We start from the raw sequence: 21,422 nt of genomic DNA on the forward strand, positions 1-21,422 counted from the left end.
GCGGGGGAAGGAAAACCGCGGGCAGCGCCCCGGAAGGGGCGGCCCGCGGCGAATCGAGGTTTATGAAACCAGGGCGGCGGCGCGCTTCAGCGCCGCGAGACGGTCGGCCTGGCGGTTTTCGGCGGGCACCGCCTCCAGAACCTTCATCCGTTCGAGCAGGGAGACGGCCGGGCTGCCCTCGCCCGCGACCACTACCGGAATGCTCTGCGAAGCGGCGCGCTGCACCAGCGCGTCGATCGACATCACCGAACTGGTGTCCAGCCCGGTGACGTCGGAGCAGTCGATGACGATCGCCTGCTCGTCCTTGAACTCCGGCACCGCGCGCGTCACCGTCTTGGCGGAGCAGAAGCTGAACGCGCCCGCGAAGTGGATCAGCATGATCCGCCCCTTGGCGGCGGCGAGCAGCGCCCGCTCGGCATCGTCCATCGGCACGCTTTCCCAGTCCTTGCCGACGATCCTGAGCTGCTTCAACTGCGCGTTGGACATCTGCGAGGCGGAGATCAGCGAGGCCATGATGATGCCCACGCCCACCGCCATGATCAGGTCCACCAGCACGGTGAGCACCAGCACCGTGACCATCACCAGAATGCCGGAACGGCTGGCGCCGCGCAGGCGGCGCAGGTAGTCCCAGTCGATGATGTCCCAGCCGACCTTCAGCAGAATGCCCGCCAGCACCGCGAGCGGAATGTGCTCGGCAAGCGGCGCGAGACCGGCGACCAGGGCGAGCAGCACCAGGGCGTGGATGACGCCGGAAAGCGGCGTGCGCCCGCCCGCGCGGATGTTGACCATGGTGCGCATCGTCGCGCCCGCGCCGGGAATGCCGCCGAACAGACCCGCCACCATGTTGCCGATGCCCTGGCCGATCAGCTCCTTGTCGGATTTGTGGTGGGTGCCGGTGACGGTGTCGGCGATCAGCGAGGTGAGCAGGCTGTCGATGGTGCCGAGCAATGCCAGGATGAAGGCGGACATCACCACCTGCGACATGCCGGCGACGGTGAACGTCGGCATGATCGGCTGCGGCAGGCCGGTGGGGATATCGCCGATCACCGGGGCATCGGGCAGAAACCACAGAACCCCGAGGGTGCCGAGGATCAGCGCGATCAACGGCGAGGGAACGAGGCGGGCCACCGCCTTGGGGGTGAAGGTGACGACGGCGAGGGTCACCAGGCCGATCACCATCGCGTCGAACACCGGGTGCCCCACCGCCTGCGGAATCGAGGCCAGCGCGTCGAGCACACCGTGCTTCGAGGCCGGGTGGCCGAACAAGGGCGCCACCTCGATGGCGATGATGATGCAGCCGATGCCGCTCATGAAGCCGGAGATCACGGTGAACGGCACGAAGGCGACGAACCGCCCGAGCTTCAACACGCCGAAAGCCACCTGCAGCGCGCCGCCGAGGATCACCGTGGTGAAGGCGAGCGCCGGATTGTCCGCGAAGTGGGTGAAGATCGAGGCCATGACCACGGTCATCGGCCCGGTCGGGCCGGAAACCTGCGACGGCGTGCCGCCGAACAGGGCGGCGAACAGGCCGACGAAAATCGCGCCGTAGAGACCGGCGATGGCGCCGACGCCGGAGGCGACGCCGAAGGCGAGCGCCAGCGGCAGGGCGACCACCGCGGCGGTCAGGCCGCCGTAGATGTCGCCGCGCACGTTGTCGAAGCGCACGCCGGTGATGGCTCCGAGCACGGAACCCCTTGCGGAATCCATGAAAAGACCTCTTTCATCGCTATCGAACGGGCCGGTGCGCGGGCAGGCAGGGCGGGACCGCCGGGCCATCTTGCTCGCCACCGCAAGGACTCTGCGGCCAGCCGGAAGCGCTACATATCACAAACGTGATAAGTTGGCGCGGAAAAAACGGCGACTTTCTACCGCTGCGGCTTGACGCGGCGAAAAGCGGACGCGACATTTCCGCAATCGGATGCCGCAAACGCGGGTCCGCAACCGTCCGGCTCCTCCGCCGGCGGCCGCGCCCTTGGGGCGGCCGCGCAGGCGGCCGTGCCGGAGCGAGGGAGACACCAGACCGATGACCCGCATGTCCGGCACCTTCAACAGCCCCCTGCTTCTCGGCTTCGACCATTTCGAGCGCATGCTCGACCGAATCTCCAAGACCTCGGCCGAAGGCTACCCGCCCTACAACATCGAGCAGATCTCGGAAAACGGCCTGCGCATCACGCTCGCCGTCGCCGGATTCTCCGAATCCGATTTGAGCGTGACGCTGGAAGCCAACCAGCTCACCGTCGCGGGCCGCATCGCCGCCGACGATACGGAACGCGTCTACCTCCACCGCGGCATCGCGGCGCGGCAGTTCCAGCGCAGCTTCGTGCTGGCGGAAGGCATCGAAGTCACCGGCGCGGCGCTCGACAAGGGCCTCTTGCACATCGACCTGATGCGCCCGCCGCCGGAAACCCAGGTGCGCGAAATTAAGATCGGCAAATCCGCGCCCAAACCCTCGCGCATGACCATCGACGGCAAGGGCGAGTAACGCCAAAACCTTGCGAGGGGACATTTCCGCCTTGGGAACGCCCACCGGGCGTTCCCACCGCCTCCGGCGGTCGGCTCCAATCCCCTCGCGCTCCCCATGACTTTTGGTTTTTGCGCGCAACGCCATAGAGCCGTCACGCGGCGTGACGGTTGATCGCCCCTGTGCGGTGAAAAACAGATTAGGGGGTCAAGGGGACCGAGTCCCCTTGCGGGTCCGGGCGGAGCCCGGCCTGGTTTTTCCCTCTACGACTCCGGCGGCAGGAAGCGGGCGACGATGTCGCGGGCGAGCCGGACGGGCCTGCGGGTGGCGGCGTCGAGGCAGCACCAGCAGCTTTTGACCTCCGCCAGGGTTTCCCCGCCGCGTTCGATGGTGGTGCGGTAGAACGCCTTGGCGCCATCGAGTTTTTCCAGGAGCAGGCGCACCGCCACGCGGTCGTGGGCGAGCGCGGGGCGGCGGTAGCGGATGTCGTGGGCGAGTGCCACCCACAGCCGTGTGGAGATCGCCTCCTTGGGCGCGAAACGGCGCCAGTGGCGCAGCACGGCGGTCTGCACCCAGGAGAGATAGACGGCGTTGTTGACATGTCCCATGGCGTCGATGTCGGCGTCGGCGACATCGACGTGATAGACGAAATATTGGGTGGCTTGCGCGAACATGGCCTGCCTCCTCGTTGGGCTAGACCATAGGCCCCTTTGGGCGGTCCGTCAGTCCGGTTTTTCCGCAGTTGTCTCAGGCGGCGCGGGAACGCTCGGAGTCGAGCAGCAGCGCGTAGAGCGCGTCGGCCTCGGTGGCGCCGCGCAGCTTTTCGCAGATGCTTTTGTCGCGCAAGAGGCGGGAGACGCGGGCAAGCGCCTTCAGGTGGTCGGCGCCCGCGCCTTCGGGGGCGATCAGCAGGCAGATCAGGTCCACCGGCTGGTCGTCGATGGAGTCGAAGTCCACCGGCTGGTCGAGGCGCGCGAAGATGCCGTAGAGGCGGTCGATGCCGGTGAGCTTGGCGTGCGGAATCGCGATGCCGTTGCCGACCCCGGTGGAGCCCAGGCGCTCGCGGTCCAGCAGGCCCTCCAGGATATCGCCTTCCGCAAGGCCGGTCACGTCGGCGGCCTTCTGGGCGAGCAGCTGCAGCGCCTGTTTCTTGCTGTTCGCCCGCAGGGCGGGAATCACGGCGTTCGGTGCGATCAGGTCAGCCAGGGTCATCGTTATCCTCAATCCATTGCCGCGGTCCCGGTCCCCCGATCCGGGAACGCCCGCCGCGATCTTCCTTGCACGGACCGAGAGCCGCGCTTGGGCACGGCTCCGGTCCTGGGCGATCATGTCGTCCGGTGCATGCGGCGTATGGAGGTTCAGCCTCTGCTGTTGGTTGCTTCGGGGTCCACCCAGCCGATGTTTCCATCCTGCCGACGGTAGACCATGTTCAAGCGGCCATGGGAACTGTTCCGAAACAGAATGGCGTTTGTGTCGGAAAGGTCAAGTCGCATTACCGCGCCGGAGACGGTGCAGAGCGGAATGTCCTGGCTCATCTCGGCGACGATCACCGGCCCGGCCTCCTCGGCGGGAAGCTCGGCATCGCTGGGTTCGGGGCGGATGATGAACTGCTGCGCGAGGATGCTGTCCTCGGGGCGCGGCTTGCCGTGGTCGGTCAGGCGGCGTTTGTAGCGGCGCAGCTGCTTGGAAATTTTTTCGCTGGCGGCGTCGAAGGCGGCGTAGGAATCGGCCGCGCCGGCAGCCGACTGCAGGGTGATGCCGCGAATCGGATGGACCGAGATGTCGGCTTTCACCAGGTGCGCGTCTTTCGAGATGATGACGGCGGCGTCGATGGCGCGGTCGAAGTACTTCTCGACCAACTGGGTCAAGGTCGCTTCCGCATGGGTGCGAAAGGTGTCCCCGAGGTCGATCTGTTTCCCTTTGACGGTGATTTCCATGGCGTTCGTCCTACCTGACTCGGGCGCTCCGGCGCATCCGGAAAACGCGGCGGCGCGCCGCATCTGATCACGATTTTCCTTTCGGATCGAACCCTTTGCCGTGTTGCCCCGCTGCGGCGGGGCCGCGGGCGGAGGCGGGAAGCTAGAGTTCTCTCTCCGTTTCGTCAAGTCATCCGTTCTGCCTCGCGCATGTTGTTGAACCCCATACATCAGGATATGGGCATGAGCGCGGGGTTTTTCGCGGGGGAAGGCGAAAGATTCAGGGGAGTTTGATCTTGAGTTCGCGGCGGCGTTGCGACGACGGCGCGATCTTCATCGACTCGCGGTATTTCGCCACGGTGCGCCGCGCGATGTCGATGCCGTCCCTCTTCAGGATGGCGGCGATGCGGTCGTCGGAGAGCACGTCCTCGGCGTTTTCCGCGTCGATCAGGGTCTTGATCTGGTGGCGCACCGCCTCCGCCGAGTGGGCCTCGCCGCCGCCGGTGGCGGCGAGCGCCTGGGTGAAGAAATACTTGAGCTCGAAGATGCCGCGCGGCGAGGCGAGGTATTTGTTGGTGGTGACGCGGCTGATGGTGCTTTCGTGCATGCCGATCGCCTCGGCGATGTCGCGCAGGATCAACGGCTTGAGCGCGGAGACGCCGTGGGTGAAGAAGCCCGACTGCTGGCGCACGATCTCGCTGGCCACCTTGAGGATGGTGGTGGCGCGCTGATGCAGCGACTTGACCAGCCAGTTGGCGGACTGGAACTGCTCGTTGAGGAAGGAGCGGGTGGCGCGGTCGGCCTTGGTGCTGACCTCCGCATAGTAGCGGTTGGACACCAGGACGCGCGGCAGGGTGTCGGTGTTGAGTTCGATCACCCAGCCGCCGTCGGCGCTCTGGCGCATCAGGATGTCGGGTTCCACCGGCTGTTCGCGCACCGGCTCGAAGCTCGCCGCGGGCTTGGGGTCGAGCGCGCGGATCTCCGCGATCATTTCGGCGAGGTCCTCGTCGTCCACGCCGCAGACCTTCTTCAGCCGTACGAGGTCGCGCTTGGCGAGGAGGTCGAGGTTGTCGAGAAGCGCCGCCATCGCGGGGTCGAGGCGGTCGCGGTCGGCGAGTTGCAGCGCCAGGCATTCCTTGAGCGAGCGGGCGAACACGCCCACCGGGTCGAAGCCCTGGACGATGTCGAGCACCGCCTCGATCTCCGCCTCGGCGCAGCCGAGCGCCGCCGCCGCCGCGGCGAGGCTGCCGGTGAGGTAGCCCGCGTCGTCGAGCAGGTCGATCAGGTAGGCGCCGATCATCCGTTCGTGCGGCTTCGCGCAGGAGAGCCCGAGCTGCGCGGTGAGGTGCTGGCGCAGGCTGAGGGATTCGCCCACGGTCTGTTCCAGGATGTTGCCGTCGCCTTCGTAGGCGCCGTTGCCGTAGCGGCCGAGATTGTCGGTGCCGCCGAAGCCCGCCATGCCCGCGGCGAAGGCGTCCTCCGCCGCGTCGTTGGTGAAGGTGTTGTCCACCTCGATGTCCAAGGGGGTTTCCGCCGCGCCCGCCACGGCATCGAGCAGCGCGGCTTCCGCCGGGGCCTCCACGGCTTCGGCCTGCGGCTCCGCCTCGGCGGCGCGGTCGTCCTCGTGTTCGAGCAGGGGGTTGCGTTCGAGCTCGGTTTCGACGAAGGCGGAGAGTTCGATGTTGGACATCTGCAGCAGCTTGATCGCCTGCTGCAACTGCGGCGTCATCACCAGCGACTGCGACTGCCGGAGCTCGAGTTTCGGGGTGATCGCCATGCCTGTTTCCTCCTACAGGCTGAAGTGATCGCCCAGATAGACGCGGCGGACGCCCTCGTGCGCGACGATCTCGGCGGGCGCGCCTTCCATCATCACCGCGCCGTCGTAGAGGATGTAGGCGCGGTCGATGATGTCCAGCGTCTCGCGGACGTTGTGGTCGGTGATCAGGACGCCGATGTTGCGGTCCTTGAGGTGGGCGACGAGGGTGCGGATCTCGCCCACCGCGATCGGGTCGATGCCCGCCAGCGGCTCGTCGAGGAGAATGAAGCTGGGGCGCGAGGCGAGCGCGCGGGCGATCTCGACGCGGCGGCGCTCGCCGCCCGACAGCGACAGCGCGGCGGCGCGGCGCAGGTGGGTGACCGAGAACTCGGCGAGCAGCGCTTCGAGCTGCGCCTCGCGGACGTCGGCGTCGGGCTCCACCACTTCGAGCACCGCCTTGATGTTGTCCTCCACCGAGAGGCCGCGGAAGATCGAGGCCTCCTGCGGCAGGTAGCCGATGCCCAGGCGCGCGCGGCGGTACATCGGCAGGCCGGTGATCACCATGCCGTCGAGGGAGATGGACCCGGCGTCGGGGGCGATGAGGCCGGTGACGCAGTAGAAGCAGGTGGTCTTGCCCGCGCCGTTGGGGCCGAGAAGACCCACCGCCTCGCCGCGGCGCACCGAAAGCGAGACGTTGCGCAGCACCGGGCGGCGCTTGAAGCTCTTGCCGAGGCCCTGGATTTCCAGGCCGCGCAACGGCAGGATCGGCGCCGGGGAGGGGGCTCCGGCGGGAGCGGTCGGCTGCGGCTTGGCCTTGGTCATGTGTTCGCTTTCCCTCGCATACGCCAAAAAATCCGGTGCGCCTGTTGCCGTCGGAGACGGGAGAGAAGATCGGCGCTTACCGTTCGGATTATCCGATACCACGGCGGCGGCGCAACGCTTTTCTCGGTTTTGGCCGGATTTTTGCTTGTCGGCGCGGGAAGTTAGGGCTTGACCGGAGCGGACTTCTTGCCCTCTGCGCCGCCCTTGTCCTCCTCGGGCAGCGGCTCCGCCTTCTTGGGGATGAAGCGGCCGCGCACCGGCGACGGTTTTTCGGCTTTCGCTCCAGGCAGTTGAGAGTAGAGCGTGCTCACCCCGGTGTTCATGTTGACCACCGCGTAGGCGCCGTTCAGCGTGTCGGTGCCGCGCGTCAGGCCGACGTTGTTCAAAAGCGTGGCGATGCCGGTCTTGACGTTGTAGCGGCCCTTGTCGCCGGTCACCGTCTCGGTTTTTGTCGTAATCACCACATGGCCGTGGGCGTCCACGATGTCGATGTCGCTGCCCTGGCCCGGCGCGCCGGAGTTGCCGGATTTCGCCTTCTTGCCGGATTTCGCCGCGGTCTTCGCCGCGAAGTAGGCGATCACGGTGTCGGCTTTGAGGGTGCGGTCGGCGCGCACCACCACCGCGTTGCCGCGCGCCACGGCGAAGCGCTTGGCATCCCAGTATTCCAGTTGCTCGGTGGCGGTGACCGTGGTGTCGGGGGTGACCAGCTTGGCGTTGGGCTTGCCCCGCAGCACCAGAACCGCGGCGCCGATGTCGTAGACCGCGGTGTCGCCGGTGGCGGTTTCGGTGGGGGAGACGATGCGCACATGGCCGTCGGCGTCGAGACGCCACAGCTCCGACTTGCCCGCCGCGTTCTCGCGGTAGTGGGCGGTCAGCGTGTCGGCATAGACCGTGGTGTCGTTGCGCGCCGCCGAGGCGTTGCCGCGGGCGACGAAGCGCTTGCCGTCGCGCATCCATTCGATGCCGTTGTCGGCCAGAACCTCCACCGGGGCGGGGTCGTCCGGCGCTCCCATGCCGAGGGTCTGGGCCTGCGCCGCGACCGGCGCAAGGCAGAGGATCAGGCCCGCCAGCAGCAGGGCGCGGCGCGGATCACTGGATTGGGGCATCGTTCTTCACTCCCGGTCGGAGGATCAGGCGGGACTTTCCCTTGAACAGGATGCGGCGGCCGCGGTCGGTGATGCGGAAGCCGGTGTCGCTCTTGATGTCGGCGGCGGGGCCGAATGCGGTGGCGGGGTCGTCGCCCTCGGCCGCGCCCTCATGCAGCAGGATGCGCGCCGTCGGCGAGGAGAAGGCATAGCCGCTGTCGTGGAACACCGACACCCCGCCGGAGAGGTCGAGGAGGTCGCGGTCGCGGTCGAACTTGCCCTCGGGGGCGCGGGCGATCACCCAGGTGCCGTCCTTGAGCGCGAGGTCGGCGGTGGGGGCCTCGAGCGCGATGACGCGGCTGCCGGGGGCCACCTCGTGGGCGGATTCGGAGGTCACGGTGTAGGGCTGGGAATCGGAGTCGGTGCCCTGGAAGCGGGCGTTGACGACGCGCAGGCGGTCGGGGTGGCGCGGATCGAGGCCCGACAGCGCAACGTGGAAGCGGTTGCGCTCCGCCTGGAACTGCGGCCACAGCAGAATCGCCCCCAGAAGCAGCGCGGCGACGGCGGGCAGCGCCAGCTTCATCACCCGCACGAAGCGGCTGTAGAACGAGGCGCCGTTCGGCAGGCTGCGGTTCGCTGCGGCGCCGGCGGAGAGGAAGCGCAGGTCGGGCGGCGCGCCCGCCCCGGGCGGCGCCGGCGCGGCGGCGGGCTTCCTCGCGGCCTGGCGTCTCGTCATGACACCCCGGCGCGCAGGCAATCGTGCATGTGGATGAGCCCGACCGGGTTGCCCTCCGGCGTCACCGCGAACAGGCTGGTGATCTTGAGGTCGTTCATGATCCCCAGCGCCTCGGCGGCCAGCGCGTCCGGCGAGACGGTCTTGGGGCTGGCGGTCATCACCGCGCCCGCCTTCGCCTCCAGCAGGTCGGGGGACATGTGGCGGCGCAGGTCGCCGTCGGTGATGATGCCGGCGAGCACCCCCGCCGCATCGACGATGCCGACGCAGCCGAAGCTCTTGGCCGACATCACGATCAGCGCGTCGGCCATGCGGGTTTCCGGCGGGATCAGCGGCGCCTCGGGCAGCGGGTGCATCAGCTCGCGCACCCGCAGCAGGCGCTGGCCGAGCTTGCCGCCGGGGTGGAAGGTCTTGAAGTCGCTGGCGGAGAAGCCGCGCCGCTCCAACAGCGCCACGGCGATGGCGTCGCCCATGGCCAGCGTCGCGGTGGTCGAGGTGGTGGGCGCGAGCCCGAGCGGGCAGGCCTCGCCGTTGACCGGCAGCGCCAGCACCACGTCGGCGGCGGAGCCGAGCGCGCTGCCGCGGCCCTCGGTGATCGCGATCAGCGGGATGGAGAAGCGCCGCGAATAGGCGATGATGTCGGCAAGCTCCGGCGTCTCGCCCGACTTCGAGAGCAGGATCAGCGCGTCGTCGCGGGTGATCATGCCGAGGTCGCCGTGGCTCGCCTCCGCCGGGTGGACGAAGAACGACGGCGTGCCGGTGGAGGCGAGCGTCGCGGAAATCTTGCGGCCGATGTGGCCGCTCTTGCCCATGCCGGAGACGATCACCCGGCCGTGCTCGGAGGCGAGCAGGCGGTTCTCCAGCAGGTCGAGCGCGCGGGTGAACTCCGCGCCCAGCGCGGCGCTCATTTCGGCAAGCGCCTTCGCCTCCGCTTCCAGGACGTGGCGCGCCGCGGTGAGGTCGGAGGCGACGCGGGCGGGATCGGGGGCGGGGCAGGGCATCGGCAGCGTATCCATGAGGCTTTATTTCAGTGGGCGAAGATGTCCTCGTCGGCCCAGCCGCTGAGGTCCAGCGCGGCGCGGGCGGAGAGGAAGCCGAAGCAGGCGTCGGCCAGCGCGCGGCGGCCCTCGCGTTCCAGCAGGGCGGAGAGCTTGTCCTTCAACGGGTGCAGATAGAGCACGTCGTTGGCGGCGTATTTCTGCTGCTCTTCCGTCGGGTCGGGCGCGCCCCAGTCGGAGGTCTGCTGCTCCTTGGAAAGCTCGACGCCCAGGAGGTCGCGGCAGATGTCCTTCAACCCGTGGCGGTCGGTGTTGGTGCGGCAGAGCTTGGAGGCGATCTTGGTGCAGAACACCGGCGCGCAGCTCACCCCGAGGTGGCGCGCGATCATCGCGACGTCGAAGCGCGCGAAATGGAAGATCTTGAGAATCGCCGGGTCGGCCAGCACCGCCTTCAGGCGCACCGGGTCCACGCCGGGAGAAATCTTCACCAGGTGGGCGTCGCCGTCGCCCGCGGAAAGCTGCACTAGGCAGAGGCGGTCGCGGTGCAGGTTGAGGCCCATGGTCTCGGTGTCCACGGCGATCGAGCCGGAAAACCGCACACCCTCGGGAAGGTCGCCGTGATGCAGGAAAATCGCCATTGCCGCCCTCTTGAAAGCCTGCCCCCCCACGCGCGGGCGTCTCAAGTCATACGACCGGGCGCGCCGGGATCAAAGGGTAAAAATCATCGGGGAGCGCGATGCCGTCGCGAGCGGTGGTGCCCAGGAGAAGACTCGAACTTCCACGGTATTTCTACCACAGGTACCTGAAACCTGCGCGTCTACCAATTCCGCCACCTGGGCACTGATCCGCCAAGGCCATCCGGGCACTGCGGTCAAGACCGCCGCCCGACCGGAGCAGCCGGTCAGTGAGGGAGGGTTTATGCGGGCTTGGCGGGGCAAAGTCAACTCCCTTTTTTCGTTTGCGCGGCCCATGCCGAAAGGCATAAGAAAGCCCGGCCGTTGGTTAGGGAAATGACATTTGCCGCGACCTGCCCATATGGACAGATGCCTGGCCGCTTCCTATAAAGGCGAGAGGCCGGAACGCGCGGGCCGAAAGACATCCAGGGAGACGACCGGAATGACACGGCGATTGGTGACGGTATTCGGCGGATCGGGCTTCATCGGGCGCCACCTGGTGCAACGTCTCGCAGCCACCGGCGCGGTGATCCGCATCGCCATCCGCTACCGCGAGGACGCCCATTTCCTCAAGACCATGGGCGACGTCGGGCAGATCACCACGCTGGAAACCGACATCGCCGACCCGGAGGAAATCCGCCGCGCCGCCGAGGGTGCGGACTGGGTGGTCAACCTGGTGGGCATCTTCCATCCGCGCGGACGCCATACCTTCGAAAACCTCCACGCCAAGGCGCCGGGCGAAATCGCCGCCGCGGCCAAGGCCGCCGGAGCCTCGCGCTTCGTCCATATCTCCGCCATGGGCGCGACCGCCGATGCGGAATCCGCCTATGCCCGCACCAAGGCGGAAGGCGAGGCCGCGGTGTTCGCCGCCTTTCCCGAGGCGACGATCGTCCGTCCGAGCGTCGTCTTCGGCCCGGAGGACAACTTCTTCAACCTCTTCGCCCGGATGGCGACCTTCTCCCCCTTCCTGCCGGTGATCGACAAGAACGCCTGGAGCTTCGGCGGCAAGGGCCTTTTCGGCGACGGCGGGCCGAAGTTCCAGCCGGTCTACGTCGGCGATGTCGCCGACGCCATCCTCGCCGCGCTGAAAAGCGCCGCCCACGGCGGCAAGACCTACGAACTCGGCGGGCCGCACGTCTACTCGATGCGTCAAATCATGGAAATGACGCTCGCCGAAATCCGCCGCGAGCGCCGGCTGCTGCCGATGACCTTCGGCATGGCGCGCTGCCAGGCGGCGCTGATGCGCCTGATGCCCAAGCCCCTGCTCACCCGCGACCAGGTGCTGATGATGATGCGCGACAACGTGGTTTCCGGAAGCTGCCCGGGCTTCGCCGAACTCGGCATCGAACCCACCACCGCGGAAACCATCCTGCCTACCTACCTCAACCGCTTCCGCAAAGACCACCGCCAGATCATCAAGCGGTAGAGTGAAAACGTTGCGAGGGGATTCGGTCCCCTCGCGCTCCCCATGGCTTTATGGTTTTTGCGCGTAGCGCGAGAGCGCCGTCACGCGGCGTGGCGGTTGATGGCCGCTGCGCGGCAAAAACCACTTAAGGGGTCAAGGGGGCTGCGACCCCTTGCGGGTCCAGGGCAGCGCCCTGACCTGGTTTTTCACCCCAGGCAGCGGTCGAAGCCGGGGATGTAGCCGTAGGCGGCGGCGAGCAGGGCTGCGCCGAGGATCAGGCGGTAGAGGGCGAAGGGGGCGAAGCTGGCGCGTTTCAGCCAGTGCATCAGCACCGCGATGGCGACGAGCGCGGTGAGGAAGGAGAACCCCGCGGCGTAGAGGGCGGCGGTGGTGAGCACCGGCTGGTCGAGGCGGTAGATATCGAGCCCGGCCAGGGTTCCCGCGGCGACGATGGTGGGGATGGAGAGCAGCATGGAGAAGCGGGCGGCTTCGCCGCGTTCGTAGCCGAGGAGGCGGGCGGCGGTCATGGTGATGCCGCTGCGGCTGGTGCCGGGGATCAGTGCGATCGCCTGGGCGATGCCGATGACCAGGGCGTCGGGCAGGCCCATGTGTTCGATGCGGCGGACGGTCAGCCCGATACGGTCGGCGATGTGGAGCAGGATGCCGAAGCCGAGCGTCGTCCAGCCGAGGACGAGGATGGAGCGCGCCATGGTTTCCACCATGTCCTTGGCGAGCAGCCCGGCGGCGACCACCGGGATGGTGCCGACGACGATGTGGAGCGCGAGTTTCGCCCCCGGCGAGCGGCGCATCCGCAGCGCGGCCCAAAGGCCGGCGAGCATCTGCCAGATGTCGCGCCAGAAGTAGAGCATCACCGCGCCGAGGGTTCCGACGTGGAGCGCGATGTCCATGTCGAGGCCCTGATCCGGCCAGTCGGCGAGGCAGGGCACGAGGATGAGGTGCGCCGAGGAACTGATCGGCAGGAACTCGGTAATCCCTTGGACGACCGCCAGAACGATCAGGTTCAGCCAGGTCATGATGGTGTTTCCCTCGGGTGTTTTTCTTGTCCGGCGCGCCTCCGTCCGGCGCGGACCGGCTTCTTCATATCACGATGCGTCGCCTGCCCCCAAACGGGTAAATAGTAAACACATGATGACTATATTTTGGGGGCATCCTCGGAACACGCCTCGTTCTCGCGAATTTTTGTTACTTTAGGTCAGTAGAGCTGACCTATATGCGTTTTTTCACTCGCAATCAGGGAGAAAATCCACTAAGAATCCGCTCGACTGCCTTCGCGCGGGCGGGGGTGGGGTCGGGGCCGTTCGCGCGCCGCGAGGCAGGCGCAGAAGAAGAGGAACACACCATGGCGCAGCAGAAGATGCTCCAGTTCACCAAAGTGGACCGCCGCACCCCGGACAAGCGTCCGGCCGCCGAACGCACCGAGGACTTCGCCGAGATCTACGGCGGCTTCGCCACGCCGCGCGCGGGCGAACAGGCATCGCGCTGCGAACAGTGCGGCATTCCCTTCTGCAGCCTGCACTGCCCGCTGCACAACAACATTCCCGACTGGCTGATGCTGGCGGCGACCGGGCGCATGGAGGAGGCCTACGCGGTCGCCTCGGCGACCAACACCCTGCCGGAGATCTGCGGCCGCATCTGCCCGCAGGACCGCCTGTGCGAGGGCTCCTGCGTGCTCGAACAGTCCTCCCACGGCGGCGTGACCATCGGCGCGATGGAGAAGCACATCACCGACTCCGCCTTCGCGGCGGGCTGGGTGAAGCCGTTCTCCCCGCGCATCGAGCGCCTGGAATCGGTGGGCGTCATCGGCGCGGGTCCGGCGGGCCTGGCCGCGGCGGAACAGTTGCGCATGCTCGGCTACCGCGTCGAGGTGTACGACCGCCACGACCGTGCGGGCGGCCTGCTCACCTACGGCATTCCCGGCTTCAAGCTGGAAAAGGACGTGGTCGCCCGCCGCGTCGCGGTGTTCGTGGAGAGCGGCGTGATCTTCCACACCGACGTGGACGTCGGCCGCGACGTCACCCTCGCCGAAATGCGCAGGAAGCACGCCGCGGTGGTCATCGCCACCGGCGTCTATGCGGCGCGCGGGCTGGAGATTTCCGGCAACACGCTCGACGGCGTGATCCCGGCGCTGGAGTTCCTCACCTGCTCCAACCGCCTCAACATGGGCGACAGCGTGGCCGACTTCGACAGCGGCCGCCTCAACGCCGCGGGCAAGCGGGTGGTGGTGGTCGGCGGCGGCGACACCGCCATGGACTGCCTGCGCACCGCGCTGCGCCAGGGCGCGACCTCGGTGAAGTGCCTCTACCGCCGCGACCGCGCCAACATGCCCGGCTCGCAGCGCGAGGTGGACAACGCCATCGAGGAAGGCGCGGAGTTCATCTGGCAGGCCGCTCCGGAAGCGGTGGAGGGAGCCTCCGGCCGGGTTTCCGGCGTGCGCACGGTGAAGATGCACCTCGGCCTGCCCGACGCCTCGGGCCGCCAGAGCCCCACTCCGGTGCCGGGCTCGGAATACACCCTGCCCGCCGAGATGGTGATCGAGGCGCTCGGCTTCGAGCCGGAGGACCTGCCGACGATCTTCGGCGCGCCGGAACTCAAGGTGAAGCGCAACGGCACGCTCGCGGTGGACGATGCGCTGATGACCAGCCTGCCCGGGGTGTTCGCGGCGGGGGACATCGTGCGCGGCGCCTCCCTGGTGGTGTGGGCGGTGCGCGACGGGCGCGACGTGGCGCAGCACGTGCACGCCTATGTGCGGCGGGCGGCGGCGGCGCCGTCCCTGGCGAACGCGGGTTGAGGAGGAACCGACGATGACGGAGAAGATGATGAACGCCTGGTCCTCGGCCTGGGACGATGGGCAGCCGGAAAGCGGCGAACAGTTCGTCCGCGGTTTCGCCGAAAACCGCAACCGCATGCTCGCCGCGGGCGCGGCGGACCCGATGGATGCGCACGACGCCTGCGGCGTCGGCCTCGTCGCGGCGCTGGACGGCAAGCCGCGCCGCCGCGTGGTGGAGGCCGCGATCGAGGCGCTGAAGGTGGTGTTCCACCGCGGCGCGGTGGACGCCGACGGCAAGACCGGCGACGGCGCGGGCATCCACGTGCAGATTCCGCAGGACTTCTTCAAGGACCACGTGCGCCGCACCGGCCACGAGCCGGAGAAGGGCCGCCTCGCCATCGGCATGATCTTCCTGCCGAAGACCGACCTCAACGCGCAGGAGGCCTGCCGCGCCATCGTCGAGAACGAGGTGCTGCAGTTCGGCTACGGCCTCTACGGCTGGCGTCAGGTGCCGGTGAACGTTTCGGTGATCGGCGAAAAGGCGAACGCGACGCGCCCCGAGATCGAACAGATCATGATCGTCAACACCAAGCACACCGGTGAGGACGAGTTCGAGCGCGACCTCTACATCATCCGCCGCCGCATCGAGAACCAGGTGCGGCAGAACAACATCCCCGACTTCTATATCTGCTCGATGTCGTGCCGCTCGGTGATCTACAAGGGCCTGTTCCTCGCCGAGCAGCTCACCGCGTTCTACCCCGACCTGTTGGACGAGCGCTTCGTTTCGAGCTTCGCGATCTTCCACCAGCGCTATTCCACCAACACATTCCCCACCTGGCGGCTGGCGCAGCCCTTCCGCATGCTGGCGCACAACGGCGAGATCAACACGCTCGCGGGCAACATCAACTGGATGAAGTCCTACGAGGCGCGCATGGCCGAGGAGGCCTTCGGCGCGGCGATTCCGGACTTGAAGCCGGTGATCCAGCCGGGCGGTTCGGACTCCGCCTGCCTCGACAACGTGTTCGAGCTTCTGGTGCGCGCCGGGCGCACCGCGCCGATGGTCAAGTGCATGATGATCCCGGAATCGATCGGCCAGAACAGCGGCATGCCCGAGGCGCACCGCGCGATGTTCTGGTACTTCAACACCGTGATGACGCCGTGGGACGGCCCGGCGGCGATCGCCGCCACCGACGGCCGCTGGGCGATCGCGGGGATGGACCGCAACGGCCTGCGCCCGATGCGCTACACCGTCACCGCCGACGGCCTGCTGTTCGTCGGCTCCGAGGCGGGCATGGTGCGGGTGCCGGAGGAGACGATCCTCGAGAAGGGCCGCATCGGCCCCGGCCAGATGATCGCCGTGGACCTCGCCGAGGGGCGCTTCTACCACGACCGCGAGATCAAGGACCTGCTCTCCGCCAAGAAGCCGTTCACCGAATGGGTGAAGCGGATCACCCAGATCGACGACCTGATCAAGCCCGACACCCCGGAGACCCCGGAGCTGGAGGAGACCGAACTGCGCCGCCGCCAGCTGGTCTACGGCCTGACCATGGAAGACATGGAGCTGATCCTCCAGCCGATGGTCGAGGACGGCAAGGAGGCGATCGGCTCGATGGGCGACGACGTGCCGCTCGCGGTGCTCTCCGACAACTACCGCGGCCTGCACCACTTCTTCCGCCAGAACTTCTCGCAGGTGACCAACCCGCCGATCGACAGCCTGCGCGAGACCCGCGTGATGTCGCTCAAGACCCGGCTCGGCAACCTCGGCAACATCCTCGCGGAAGAGGAGGGCCAGTGCAACCTGCTGCAACTCGACAGCCCGGTGCTGACCAACAAGGAATTCGACGCGATGCGCGCCTACATGGGCGACACCGCGTACGAGATCGACGCCACCTTCAACCCCGACGGCGGCCCCAATGCGCTGCGCACCGCGATCATGCGGATTCAGCGCGAGGCGGAGGACGCGGTGCGCGGCGGTTGCGTCCACCTCATCCTCACCGACGTCAGCCTGAGCGAGCAGCGTGCGCCGATTCCGATGATTCTCGCCGTCGGCGCGGTGCATTCGCACCTCGTGCGCAACTCGCTGCGCACCTTCACCTCGCTCAACGTGCGCTGCGGCAAGTGCATGGACACCCACTACTTCGCGGTGCTCATCGGCGTCGGCGCGACCACGGTCAACGCCTATCTCTCCCAGGAGGCGATCGCCGAGCGCCACCGCCGCGGCCTCTTCCCCGGCCTCGCCTTCGAGCAGTGCCTGAAGAACTACAAGACCGCGATCGACCAGGGCCTCCTCAAGATCATGTCGAAGATGGGCGTGGGGATGATCAGCTCCTACCGCGGCGGCTACAACTTCGAGGCGGTGGGGCTTTCGCGCACCCTGGTCGCCGAGTTCTTCCCCGGGATGAACTCGCGCATTTCCGGCATCGGGCTTTCCGGCTTGCAGCACAAGCTGGTGGAGCAGCACCAGCGCGCCTACGTCATGGAGCATCCGATGCTGCCGATGGGCGGCTTCTACCGCTACCGCAACGGCGGCGAGGCGCATGCCTGGGACGGCAAGCTCATCCACCTGGTGCAGAAGGCCTGCGCCACCGGCAACTACGCGCTCTACAAGGAATACGCCCAGGGCGTCTACGCGATGCCGCCGATCAACGTGCGCGACCTCTTGGAGATCAAGTCCGCCGGTCCGGAGGTGCAGTCGGAGGAGGTGGAATCGGTCACCGAGATCCGCAAGCATTTCCTCACCCCGGGGATGTCCTTGGGCGCGCTGTCGCCCGAGGCGCACGGCGCGCTCAACATCGCGATGAACCGCATCGGCGCGAAGTCGTGCTCCGGCGAGGGCGGCGAGGTGCGCGAGCGCTACCACCCGACGCCGGAGGGCGACAACCCCAACTCGGCGATCAAGCAGGTGGCCTCCGGGCGCTTCGGCGTCACCGCGGAATACCTCAACCAGTGCCGCGAAATCGAGATCAAGGTCGCCCAAGGCGCGAAGCCCGGCGAGGGCGGCCAGCTGCCCGGCTTCAAGGTCACCGAGATGGTGGCGAAGCTGCGCCACTCCACCCCCGGGGTGATGCTGATCAGCCCGCCGCCGCACCACGACATCTACTCGATCGAGGACCTGGCGCAGCTGATCTACGACTTGAAGCAGATCAACCCCAAGGCGCGGGTGTGCGTCAAGCTGGTGGCGCGCTCGGGCATCGGCACCATCGCCGCGGGCGTGGCCAAGGCGAAGGCGGACATCATCTCGATCTCCGCCAACTCCGGCGGCACCGGCGCTTCGCCGATGACCTCGATCAAGTTCGCCGGCCTGCCGTGGGAGCTGGGCCTCGCCGAGGCGCATCAGATGCTGACGCTGAACCGCCTGCGCCACCGCGTGACGCTGCGCACCGACGGCGGCATCAAGACCGGCCGCGACATCGTCATCGCCGCGATGCTGGGCGCCGAGGAATTCGGCATCGGCACCCTGTCCTTGATCTCCATGGGCTGCATCATGGTGCGGCAGTGCCATTCCAACACCTGCCCGGTCGGGGTGTGCACCCAGGACGAGGACCTGCGCGCCAAGTTCAAGGGCACGCCGGAGCGCGTCGTCAACCTCTTCACCTTCCTCGCCGAGGAGGTGAAGGAAATCCTCGCCAGGATCGGCGTGAAGAGCCTGGGCGAAGTCGTCGGCCGCTCCGACCTGTTGCATCAGGTCAGCCGCGGCGCGGCGCACCTCGACGACCTCGACCTCAACCCGATCCTGGTGCAGCCGGACGTCGGCGGCTGGCCGAGCCGCTGCACCCTCGCCGAGGGCGAGCGCAACGAGGTGCCGGACACCCTGGACGCGCAGATGATCCACGACGCCCGCCAGGCGCTGGAAGACGGCGAGAAGATGCAGCTCTCCTACGACGTGCGCAACGTGCAGCGCGCCATCGGCACGCGGATGTCGCACCACATCGTCACCCGCTACGGCATGTTCGGGCTGCGCCCCGGCCACATCACCGTGCAGTTGCGCGGCTCCGCCGGGCAGTCGCTCGGCGCCTTCGCGGTGCAGGGCCTGAAGCTCGAGGTGCAGGGCGACGCCAACGACTACGTGGGCAAGGGCCTCTCCGGCGGCCTCATCACCATCCGCCCGCCGATCGCCAGCAAGCTCGAAAGCCACAACAACACCATCATCGGCAACACCGTGCTCTACGGCGCGACGGCGGGCAAGCTGTTCGCCGCGGGGCAGGCGGGCGAGCGCTTCTGCGTGCGCAACTCCGGCGCCGAGGTGGTGGTGGAGGGCTGCGGCTCCAACGGCTGCGAATACATGACCGGCGGCACCGCGGTGATCCTCGGCCCGGTGGGCCACAATTTCGGGGCGGGGATGACCGGCGGCATGGCCTTCGTCTACGACCCGGACAACCGCTTCGCGGAGCTGGTCAATTCCGGCTCGGTGATCTTCCAGCGCATCGAGGCGCCCTTCTACGAGGAGAAGCTCAAGGCCCTGGTCGAGGAGCACGTGCAGGAGACCGCCTCGCGCCACGCGCAGGAGATCCTGCTCAACTGGGACCTCTTCGTGAAGCGCTTCTGGCAGGTGGTGCCGAAGGAGATGCTCGACAAGCTCGCGGTGCCGGTGACCGTGGCGGTGGCGGCGGAATAGACCGTCCGTCCGCGGCGAACGCCCTGCTGCCGGACCCGCGCTGCGGGTCCGGCGTTTTTTCATCGAACGGCGGTGGACAGGGGTTTCCTTGGCGTGGCGGTAATGGTAGCTTGCGCCCAAAATCAGAAAAAGACTTCGGACCAACAGGGAAAGTTCCGGCCGAATGCCGCCAAGGGAACCGCCGTACCGCGCCACCATCGAGGCGCTGTTCCAGTTGTTTTCCAACGCCTTGTTGGAGAAGTTCAGCCGCTCGGGCGACACCACCCTCTCCCGCGAGGAGGTGGAGGCGATCACGGCCTATTTCCGTGCCGGCAGTCCGGAACTCGACGCCTTCTACGCACAGCTGTTTTCCGCCTATGACCGCGTCAATGCGGCGATGGCGATGAACCGCATGCGCTCCGACGAGTTCAACCGCCTGCTCGTCGAAAGTTTCGAGGACTATCTGGTGGACCGCAGCGTGCCCAAGGGCGCGAAGACCCCGGCGGACCGCGTTCCGCGCGAGGTGCTGCCCGCCTTCTTCCACGCGGTGCGGCAGATTCTCGGCACCGAGTTCCTCGAGAAGTCCGCCTTCACCTGCCGCGAGGTGCGCCGCGTCATCCAGGCGCGCGACGGCGAGGCCTTCACCTGGGATGTCTTCTTCGCCGATGCCGCGGTGCGCCGCGTGCAGCAGCGCGCGATCTCGCGCTTCATCGTCTATTTCCGCGAGGACTTCGACAAGAAGAAGGTGTGGATCGTCAAGGCGCTCAACTACAACGCCGGCGGCGGCGACATGCGCGGCAGCGTGGCCAGTTCGTATCTGTTCAACGAGGGGCGGCTGAAGATCCTGATGATGGCGATGATCCGCCGCGTCGATCCTTCGGGCATGGACGCGGGGGGAAAGGCCGAACTCCTCAAGAACATCGGCGAGGAACGCCTGAAGACGGTGGAGCGGGTCAAGATGGACGTCAAGCTGCTTGACGATAAGCGTTTATTCTAACACACCTTTCACCAGGGGCTGGATGCGCCCCAGGGTCGAGACGGTGTCATGATCGTTTGCGTGCATCATCTTCTGAACGCGGCGTCGCGCACGCTGCGGGTGCAGCTGGCCGAGAAGGGGCTCTCCTTCGAGCTGCGGCCGGAGCGCCCGTGGGAACGCGCGCCCGAATTCCTGCGCCTCAACCCGGCGGGCGAGGTGCCGGTGCTGCTGGACGGGGCCAAGGTGATCGCGGGCGCCGGACCGGCGCTGGAATACGTCGAGGAACTCCACCCCGAGCCGCCGCTTCTCGGCCGCGACTCGGGACAGCGGGCGGAGGTGCGCCGCCTGCTCCACTGGTTCCTCACCAAATTCGAGGCGGAGGTCACCCAGCCGGTGGCGGGCGAGAAGATCGGCAAGCGCATCGCCCTGGCCGGGCCGCCGAATTCCCGCGCCATCTCCGCCGGGCGGCTCAACATCCACGTCCACCTCGACTACGTCGCCTGGCTGATGGAACGCCGCCGCTGGCTTGCCGGGGAGAACATGACGCTGGCCGACATCGCGGCGGCGGCGCAGCTCTCCATCCTCGACTACGCGGGCGAGGTGCCCTGGGGCCGCCACCCGGAGGCGAAGGACTGGTACGCCCGCATCAAGTCCCGCCCCGCCTTCCGCCCGCTGCTCGCCGACCGTCTGCCCGGCGTCCTGCCGCCCGCCCACTACGCCGATCTGGATTTCTGAGCCTGCGGCGCGCCCCGCCCGGTCGGGTGGGAGAATCGTGTTTGGCCCTTCCGCCTTCAGGGGTAATATGTTTCCGGTTCGCTCGCCCCCGGTTGAAAAGCCGGGCGAGGAGTCGCACGTTGAATCGACCGGATGGAGGGCGCGCAGCGCCCCGGCGCACGGCATTGCAGGAAAGGATCGACATGGGACGGGTGGTGGAAATCACGGACGTGATCTTGCGGGACGCGCACCAGAGCCTGTTGGCGACGCGCATGGCCATGGAGGACATGGTCCCCGCTTGCGAGGATCTGGACAACGCGGGCTACTGGTCGCTGGAGTGCTGGGGCGGCGCGACCTTCGACTCCTGTATCCGCTTCCTCAACGAGGATCCGTGGGAGCGCCTGCGCGCCTTCAAGAAGCTGCTGCCGAAGACGCCCTTGCAGATGCTGCTGCGCGGGCAGAACCTGCTCGGCTACCGCCACTACGAGGACGGCGTGGTG

General features: G+C 67.7%; 17 protein-coding genes, 1 tRNA gene and 1 pseudogene. 7 read left to right on the forward strand and 12 right to left on the reverse strand.

Annotation, left to right across the window (positions count from 1 at the left end; translation table 11 throughout):
- Nucleotides 1-60 precede the first annotated feature (60 nt).
- A complete protein-coding gene (locus O7R11_RS06730) occupies nucleotides 61-1,707 on the reverse strand; it encodes a SulP family inorganic anion transporter (RefSeq protein WP_337996735.1) in 1,647 nt (548 codons plus the stop codon).
- 316 nt (nucleotides 1,708-2,023) lie between these two features.
- Here O7R11_RS06730 and O7R11_RS06735 point away from each other — a divergent pair, with 316 nt between their 5' ends.
- A complete protein-coding gene (locus O7R11_RS06735) occupies nucleotides 2,024-2,482 on the forward strand; it encodes an Hsp20 family protein (RefSeq protein WP_337996736.1) in 459 nt (152 codons plus the stop codon).
- Between the two features lie 242 nt (nucleotides 2,483-2,724).
- Here the strand turns inward: O7R11_RS06735 and O7R11_RS06740 are convergent, their stop codons facing one another.
- The 10 genes from O7R11_RS06740 to O7R11_RS06785 form a co-directional block, all read right to left on the reverse strand.
- On the reverse strand, nucleotides 2,725-3,135 hold the full coding sequence (locus O7R11_RS06740) for an acyl-CoA thioesterase (RefSeq protein WP_337996737.1): 411 nt from the start codon (nucleotides 3,133-3,135) through the stop codon (nucleotides 2,725-2,727).
- 73 nt (nucleotides 3,136-3,208) lie between these two features.
- Nucleotides 3,209-3,673, reverse strand: a complete 465-nt coding sequence (gene ptsN, locus O7R11_RS06745) for a PTS IIA-like nitrogen regulatory protein PtsN (protein WP_337996738.1) — start codon at nucleotides 3,671-3,673, stop codon at nucleotides 3,209-3,211.
- A 146-nt stretch (nucleotides 3,674-3,819) separates the two neighbouring features.
- Nucleotides 3,820-4,398, reverse strand: coding sequence for a ribosome hibernation-promoting factor, HPF/YfiA family (hpf, locus tag O7R11_RS06750; protein ID WP_337996739.1), 579 nt, complete (start codon nucleotides 4,396-4,398; stop codon nucleotides 3,820-3,822).
- 259 nt (nucleotides 4,399-4,657) lie between these two features.
- Nucleotides 4,658-6,154, reverse strand: coding sequence for an RNA polymerase factor sigma-54 (gene rpoN, locus O7R11_RS06755; protein ID WP_337996740.1), 1,497 nt, complete (start codon nucleotides 6,152-6,154; stop codon nucleotides 4,658-4,660).
- A gap of 12 nt (nucleotides 6,155-6,166) precedes the next feature.
- Nucleotides 6,167-6,955: an LPS export ABC transporter ATP-binding protein gene (lptB, locus tag O7R11_RS06760; RefSeq protein ID WP_337996741.1), complete on the reverse strand. Its 789-nt coding sequence runs from the start codon at nucleotides 6,953-6,955 to the stop codon at nucleotides 6,167-6,169.
- A gap of 161 nt (nucleotides 6,956-7,116) precedes the next feature.
- Complete coding sequence (locus O7R11_RS06765; RefSeq protein ID WP_337996742.1) at nucleotides 7,117-8,061, reverse strand: LptA/OstA family protein; 945 nt, start codon at nucleotides 8,059-8,061, stop codon at nucleotides 7,117-7,119.
- Entirely contained in the window at nucleotides 8,045-8,776 is a 732-nt protein-coding gene (lptC, locus tag O7R11_RS06770) for an LPS export ABC transporter periplasmic protein LptC (RefSeq protein ID WP_337996743.1), read from the reverse strand. Before lptC ends, O7R11_RS06765 begins: the two co-directional genes overlap by 17 nt.
- Nucleotides 8,773-9,774: a KpsF/GutQ family sugar-phosphate isomerase gene (locus O7R11_RS06775; RefSeq protein WP_337996744.1), complete on the reverse strand. Its 1,002-nt coding sequence runs from the start codon at nucleotides 9,772-9,774 to the stop codon at nucleotides 8,773-8,775. Before O7R11_RS06775 ends, lptC begins: the two co-directional genes overlap by 4 nt.
- A 26-nt stretch (nucleotides 9,775-9,800) precedes the next feature.
- Nucleotides 9,801-10,409, reverse strand: coding sequence for a ribonuclease D (locus O7R11_RS06780; protein WP_337996745.1), 609 nt, complete (start codon nucleotides 10,407-10,409; stop codon nucleotides 9,801-9,803).
- Between the two features lie 114 nt (nucleotides 10,410-10,523).
- A tRNA-Leu gene (locus O7R11_RS06785) sits at nucleotides 10,524-10,610 on the reverse strand.
- Nucleotides 10,611-10,887: 277 nt separating this feature from the next.
- Between O7R11_RS06785 and O7R11_RS06790 the strand changes: the two genes are divergently transcribed.
- Nucleotides 10,888-11,871, forward strand: coding sequence for a complex I NDUFA9 subunit family protein (locus tag O7R11_RS06790; RefSeq protein WP_337996746.1), 984 nt, complete (start codon nucleotides 10,888-10,890; stop codon nucleotides 11,869-11,871).
- Between the two features lie 185 nt (nucleotides 11,872-12,056).
- Here O7R11_RS06790 and O7R11_RS06795 read toward each other — a convergent pair whose 3' ends face one another.
- On the reverse strand, nucleotides 12,057-12,884 hold the full coding sequence (locus O7R11_RS06795) for an undecaprenyl-diphosphate phosphatase (RefSeq protein ID WP_337996747.1): 828 nt from the start codon (nucleotides 12,882-12,884) through the stop codon (nucleotides 12,057-12,059).
- A gap of 326 nt (nucleotides 12,885-13,210) precedes the next feature.
- On the opposite strand from O7R11_RS06795, the gene O7R11_RS06800 reads away from it, so the two are divergent.
- The 5 genes and pseudogenes from O7R11_RS06800 to O7R11_RS06820 all read left to right on the forward strand — a co-directional run.
- The gene (locus tag O7R11_RS06800; RefSeq protein ID WP_337996748.1) at nucleotides 13,211-14,659 is read left to right on the forward strand and encodes an NAD(P)-dependent oxidoreductase; all 1,449 of its coding nucleotides are present in this window, start codon (nucleotides 13,211-13,213) and stop codon (nucleotides 14,657-14,659) included.
- 13 nt (nucleotides 14,660-14,672) lie between these two features.
- The gene (gene gltB, locus O7R11_RS06805; RefSeq protein WP_420792974.1) at nucleotides 14,673-19,253 is read left to right on the forward strand and encodes a glutamate synthase large subunit; all 4,581 of its coding nucleotides are present in this window, start codon (nucleotides 14,673-14,675) and stop codon (nucleotides 19,251-19,253) included.
- Between the two features lie 163 nt (nucleotides 19,254-19,416).
- A complete protein-coding gene (locus tag O7R11_RS06810) occupies nucleotides 19,417-20,229 on the forward strand; it encodes a hypothetical protein (protein WP_337996749.1) in 813 nt (270 codons plus the stop codon).
- A gap of 48 nt (nucleotides 20,230-20,277) precedes the next feature.
- The gene (locus O7R11_RS06815) at nucleotides 20,278-20,943 is read left to right on the forward strand and encodes a glutathione S-transferase family protein (protein WP_337996750.1); all 666 of its coding nucleotides are present in this window, start codon (nucleotides 20,278-20,280) and stop codon (nucleotides 20,941-20,943) included.
- 182 nt (nucleotides 20,944-21,125) lie between these two features.
- Nucleotides 21,126-21,422, forward strand: a pseudogene (locus tag O7R11_RS06820) (2-oxoglutarate decarboxylase); the annotation flags it as partial.

Origin of the sequence: Oleispirillum naphthae, from assembly GCA_027864655.1 — a bacterium.
GTDB classification, from domain to species: Bacteria; Pseudomonadota; Alphaproteobacteria; order Rhodospirillales; family Rhodospirillaceae; genus Oleispirillum; species Oleispirillum naphthae.

Excerpts from the sequence above, each read along its gene's own strand:
- O7R11_RS06730 (WP_337996735.1), bottom strand. The coding sequence starts at position 1,707 with ATGGATTCCGCAAGGGGTTCCGTGCTCGGAGCCATCACCGGCGTGCGC.
- O7R11_RS06735 (WP_337996736.1), top strand. The coding sequence starts at position 2,024 with ATGACCCGCATGTCCGGCACCTTCAACAGCCCCCTGCTTCTCGGCTTC.
- O7R11_RS06740 (WP_337996737.1), bottom strand. The coding sequence starts at position 3,135 with ATGTTCGCGCAAGCCACCCAATATTTCGTCTATCACGTCGATGTCGCC.
- ptsN (WP_337996738.1), bottom strand. The coding sequence starts at position 3,673 with ATGACCCTGGCTGACCTGATCGCACCGAACGCCGTGATTCCCGCCCTG.
- hpf (WP_337996739.1), bottom strand. The coding sequence starts at position 4,398 with ATGGAAATCACCGTCAAAGGGAAACAGATCGACCTCGGGGACACCTTT.
- rpoN (WP_337996740.1), bottom strand. The coding sequence starts at position 6,154 with ATGGCGATCACCCCGAAACTCGAGCTCCGGCAGTCGCAGTCGCTGGTG.
- lptB (WP_337996741.1), bottom strand. The coding sequence starts at position 6,955 with ATGACCAAGGCCAAGCCGCAGCCGACCGCTCCCGCCGGAGCCCCCTCC.
- O7R11_RS06765 (WP_337996742.1), bottom strand. The coding sequence starts at position 8,061 with ATGCCCCAATCCAGTGATCCGCGCCGCGCCCTGCTGCTGGCGGGCCTG.
- lptC (WP_337996743.1), bottom strand. The coding sequence starts at position 8,776 with ATGACGAGACGCCAGGCCGCGAGGAAGCCCGCCGCCGCGCCGGCGCCG.
- O7R11_RS06775 (WP_337996744.1), bottom strand. The coding sequence starts at position 9,774 with ATGCCCTGCCCCGCCCCCGATCCCGCCCGCGTCGCCTCCGACCTCACC.
- O7R11_RS06780 (WP_337996745.1), bottom strand. The coding sequence starts at position 10,409 with ATGGCGATTTTCCTGCATCACGGCGACCTTCCCGAGGGTGTGCGGTTT.
- O7R11_RS06790 (WP_337996746.1), top strand. The coding sequence starts at position 10,888 with ATGACACGGCGATTGGTGACGGTATTCGGCGGATCGGGCTTCATCGGG.
- O7R11_RS06795 (WP_337996747.1), bottom strand. The coding sequence starts at position 12,884 with ATGACCTGGCTGAACCTGATCGTTCTGGCGGTCGTCCAAGGGATTACC.
- O7R11_RS06800 (WP_337996748.1), top strand. The coding sequence starts at position 13,211 with ATGGCGCAGCAGAAGATGCTCCAGTTCACCAAAGTGGACCGCCGCACC.
- gltB (WP_420792974.1), top strand. The coding sequence starts at position 14,673 with ATGACGGAGAAGATGATGAACGCCTGGTCCTCGGCCTGGGACGATGGG.
- O7R11_RS06810 (WP_337996749.1), top strand. The coding sequence starts at position 19,417 with ATGCCGCCAAGGGAACCGCCGTACCGCGCCACCATCGAGGCGCTGTTC.
- O7R11_RS06815 (WP_337996750.1), top strand. The coding sequence starts at position 20,278 with ATGATCGTTTGCGTGCATCATCTTCTGAACGCGGCGTCGCGCACGCTG.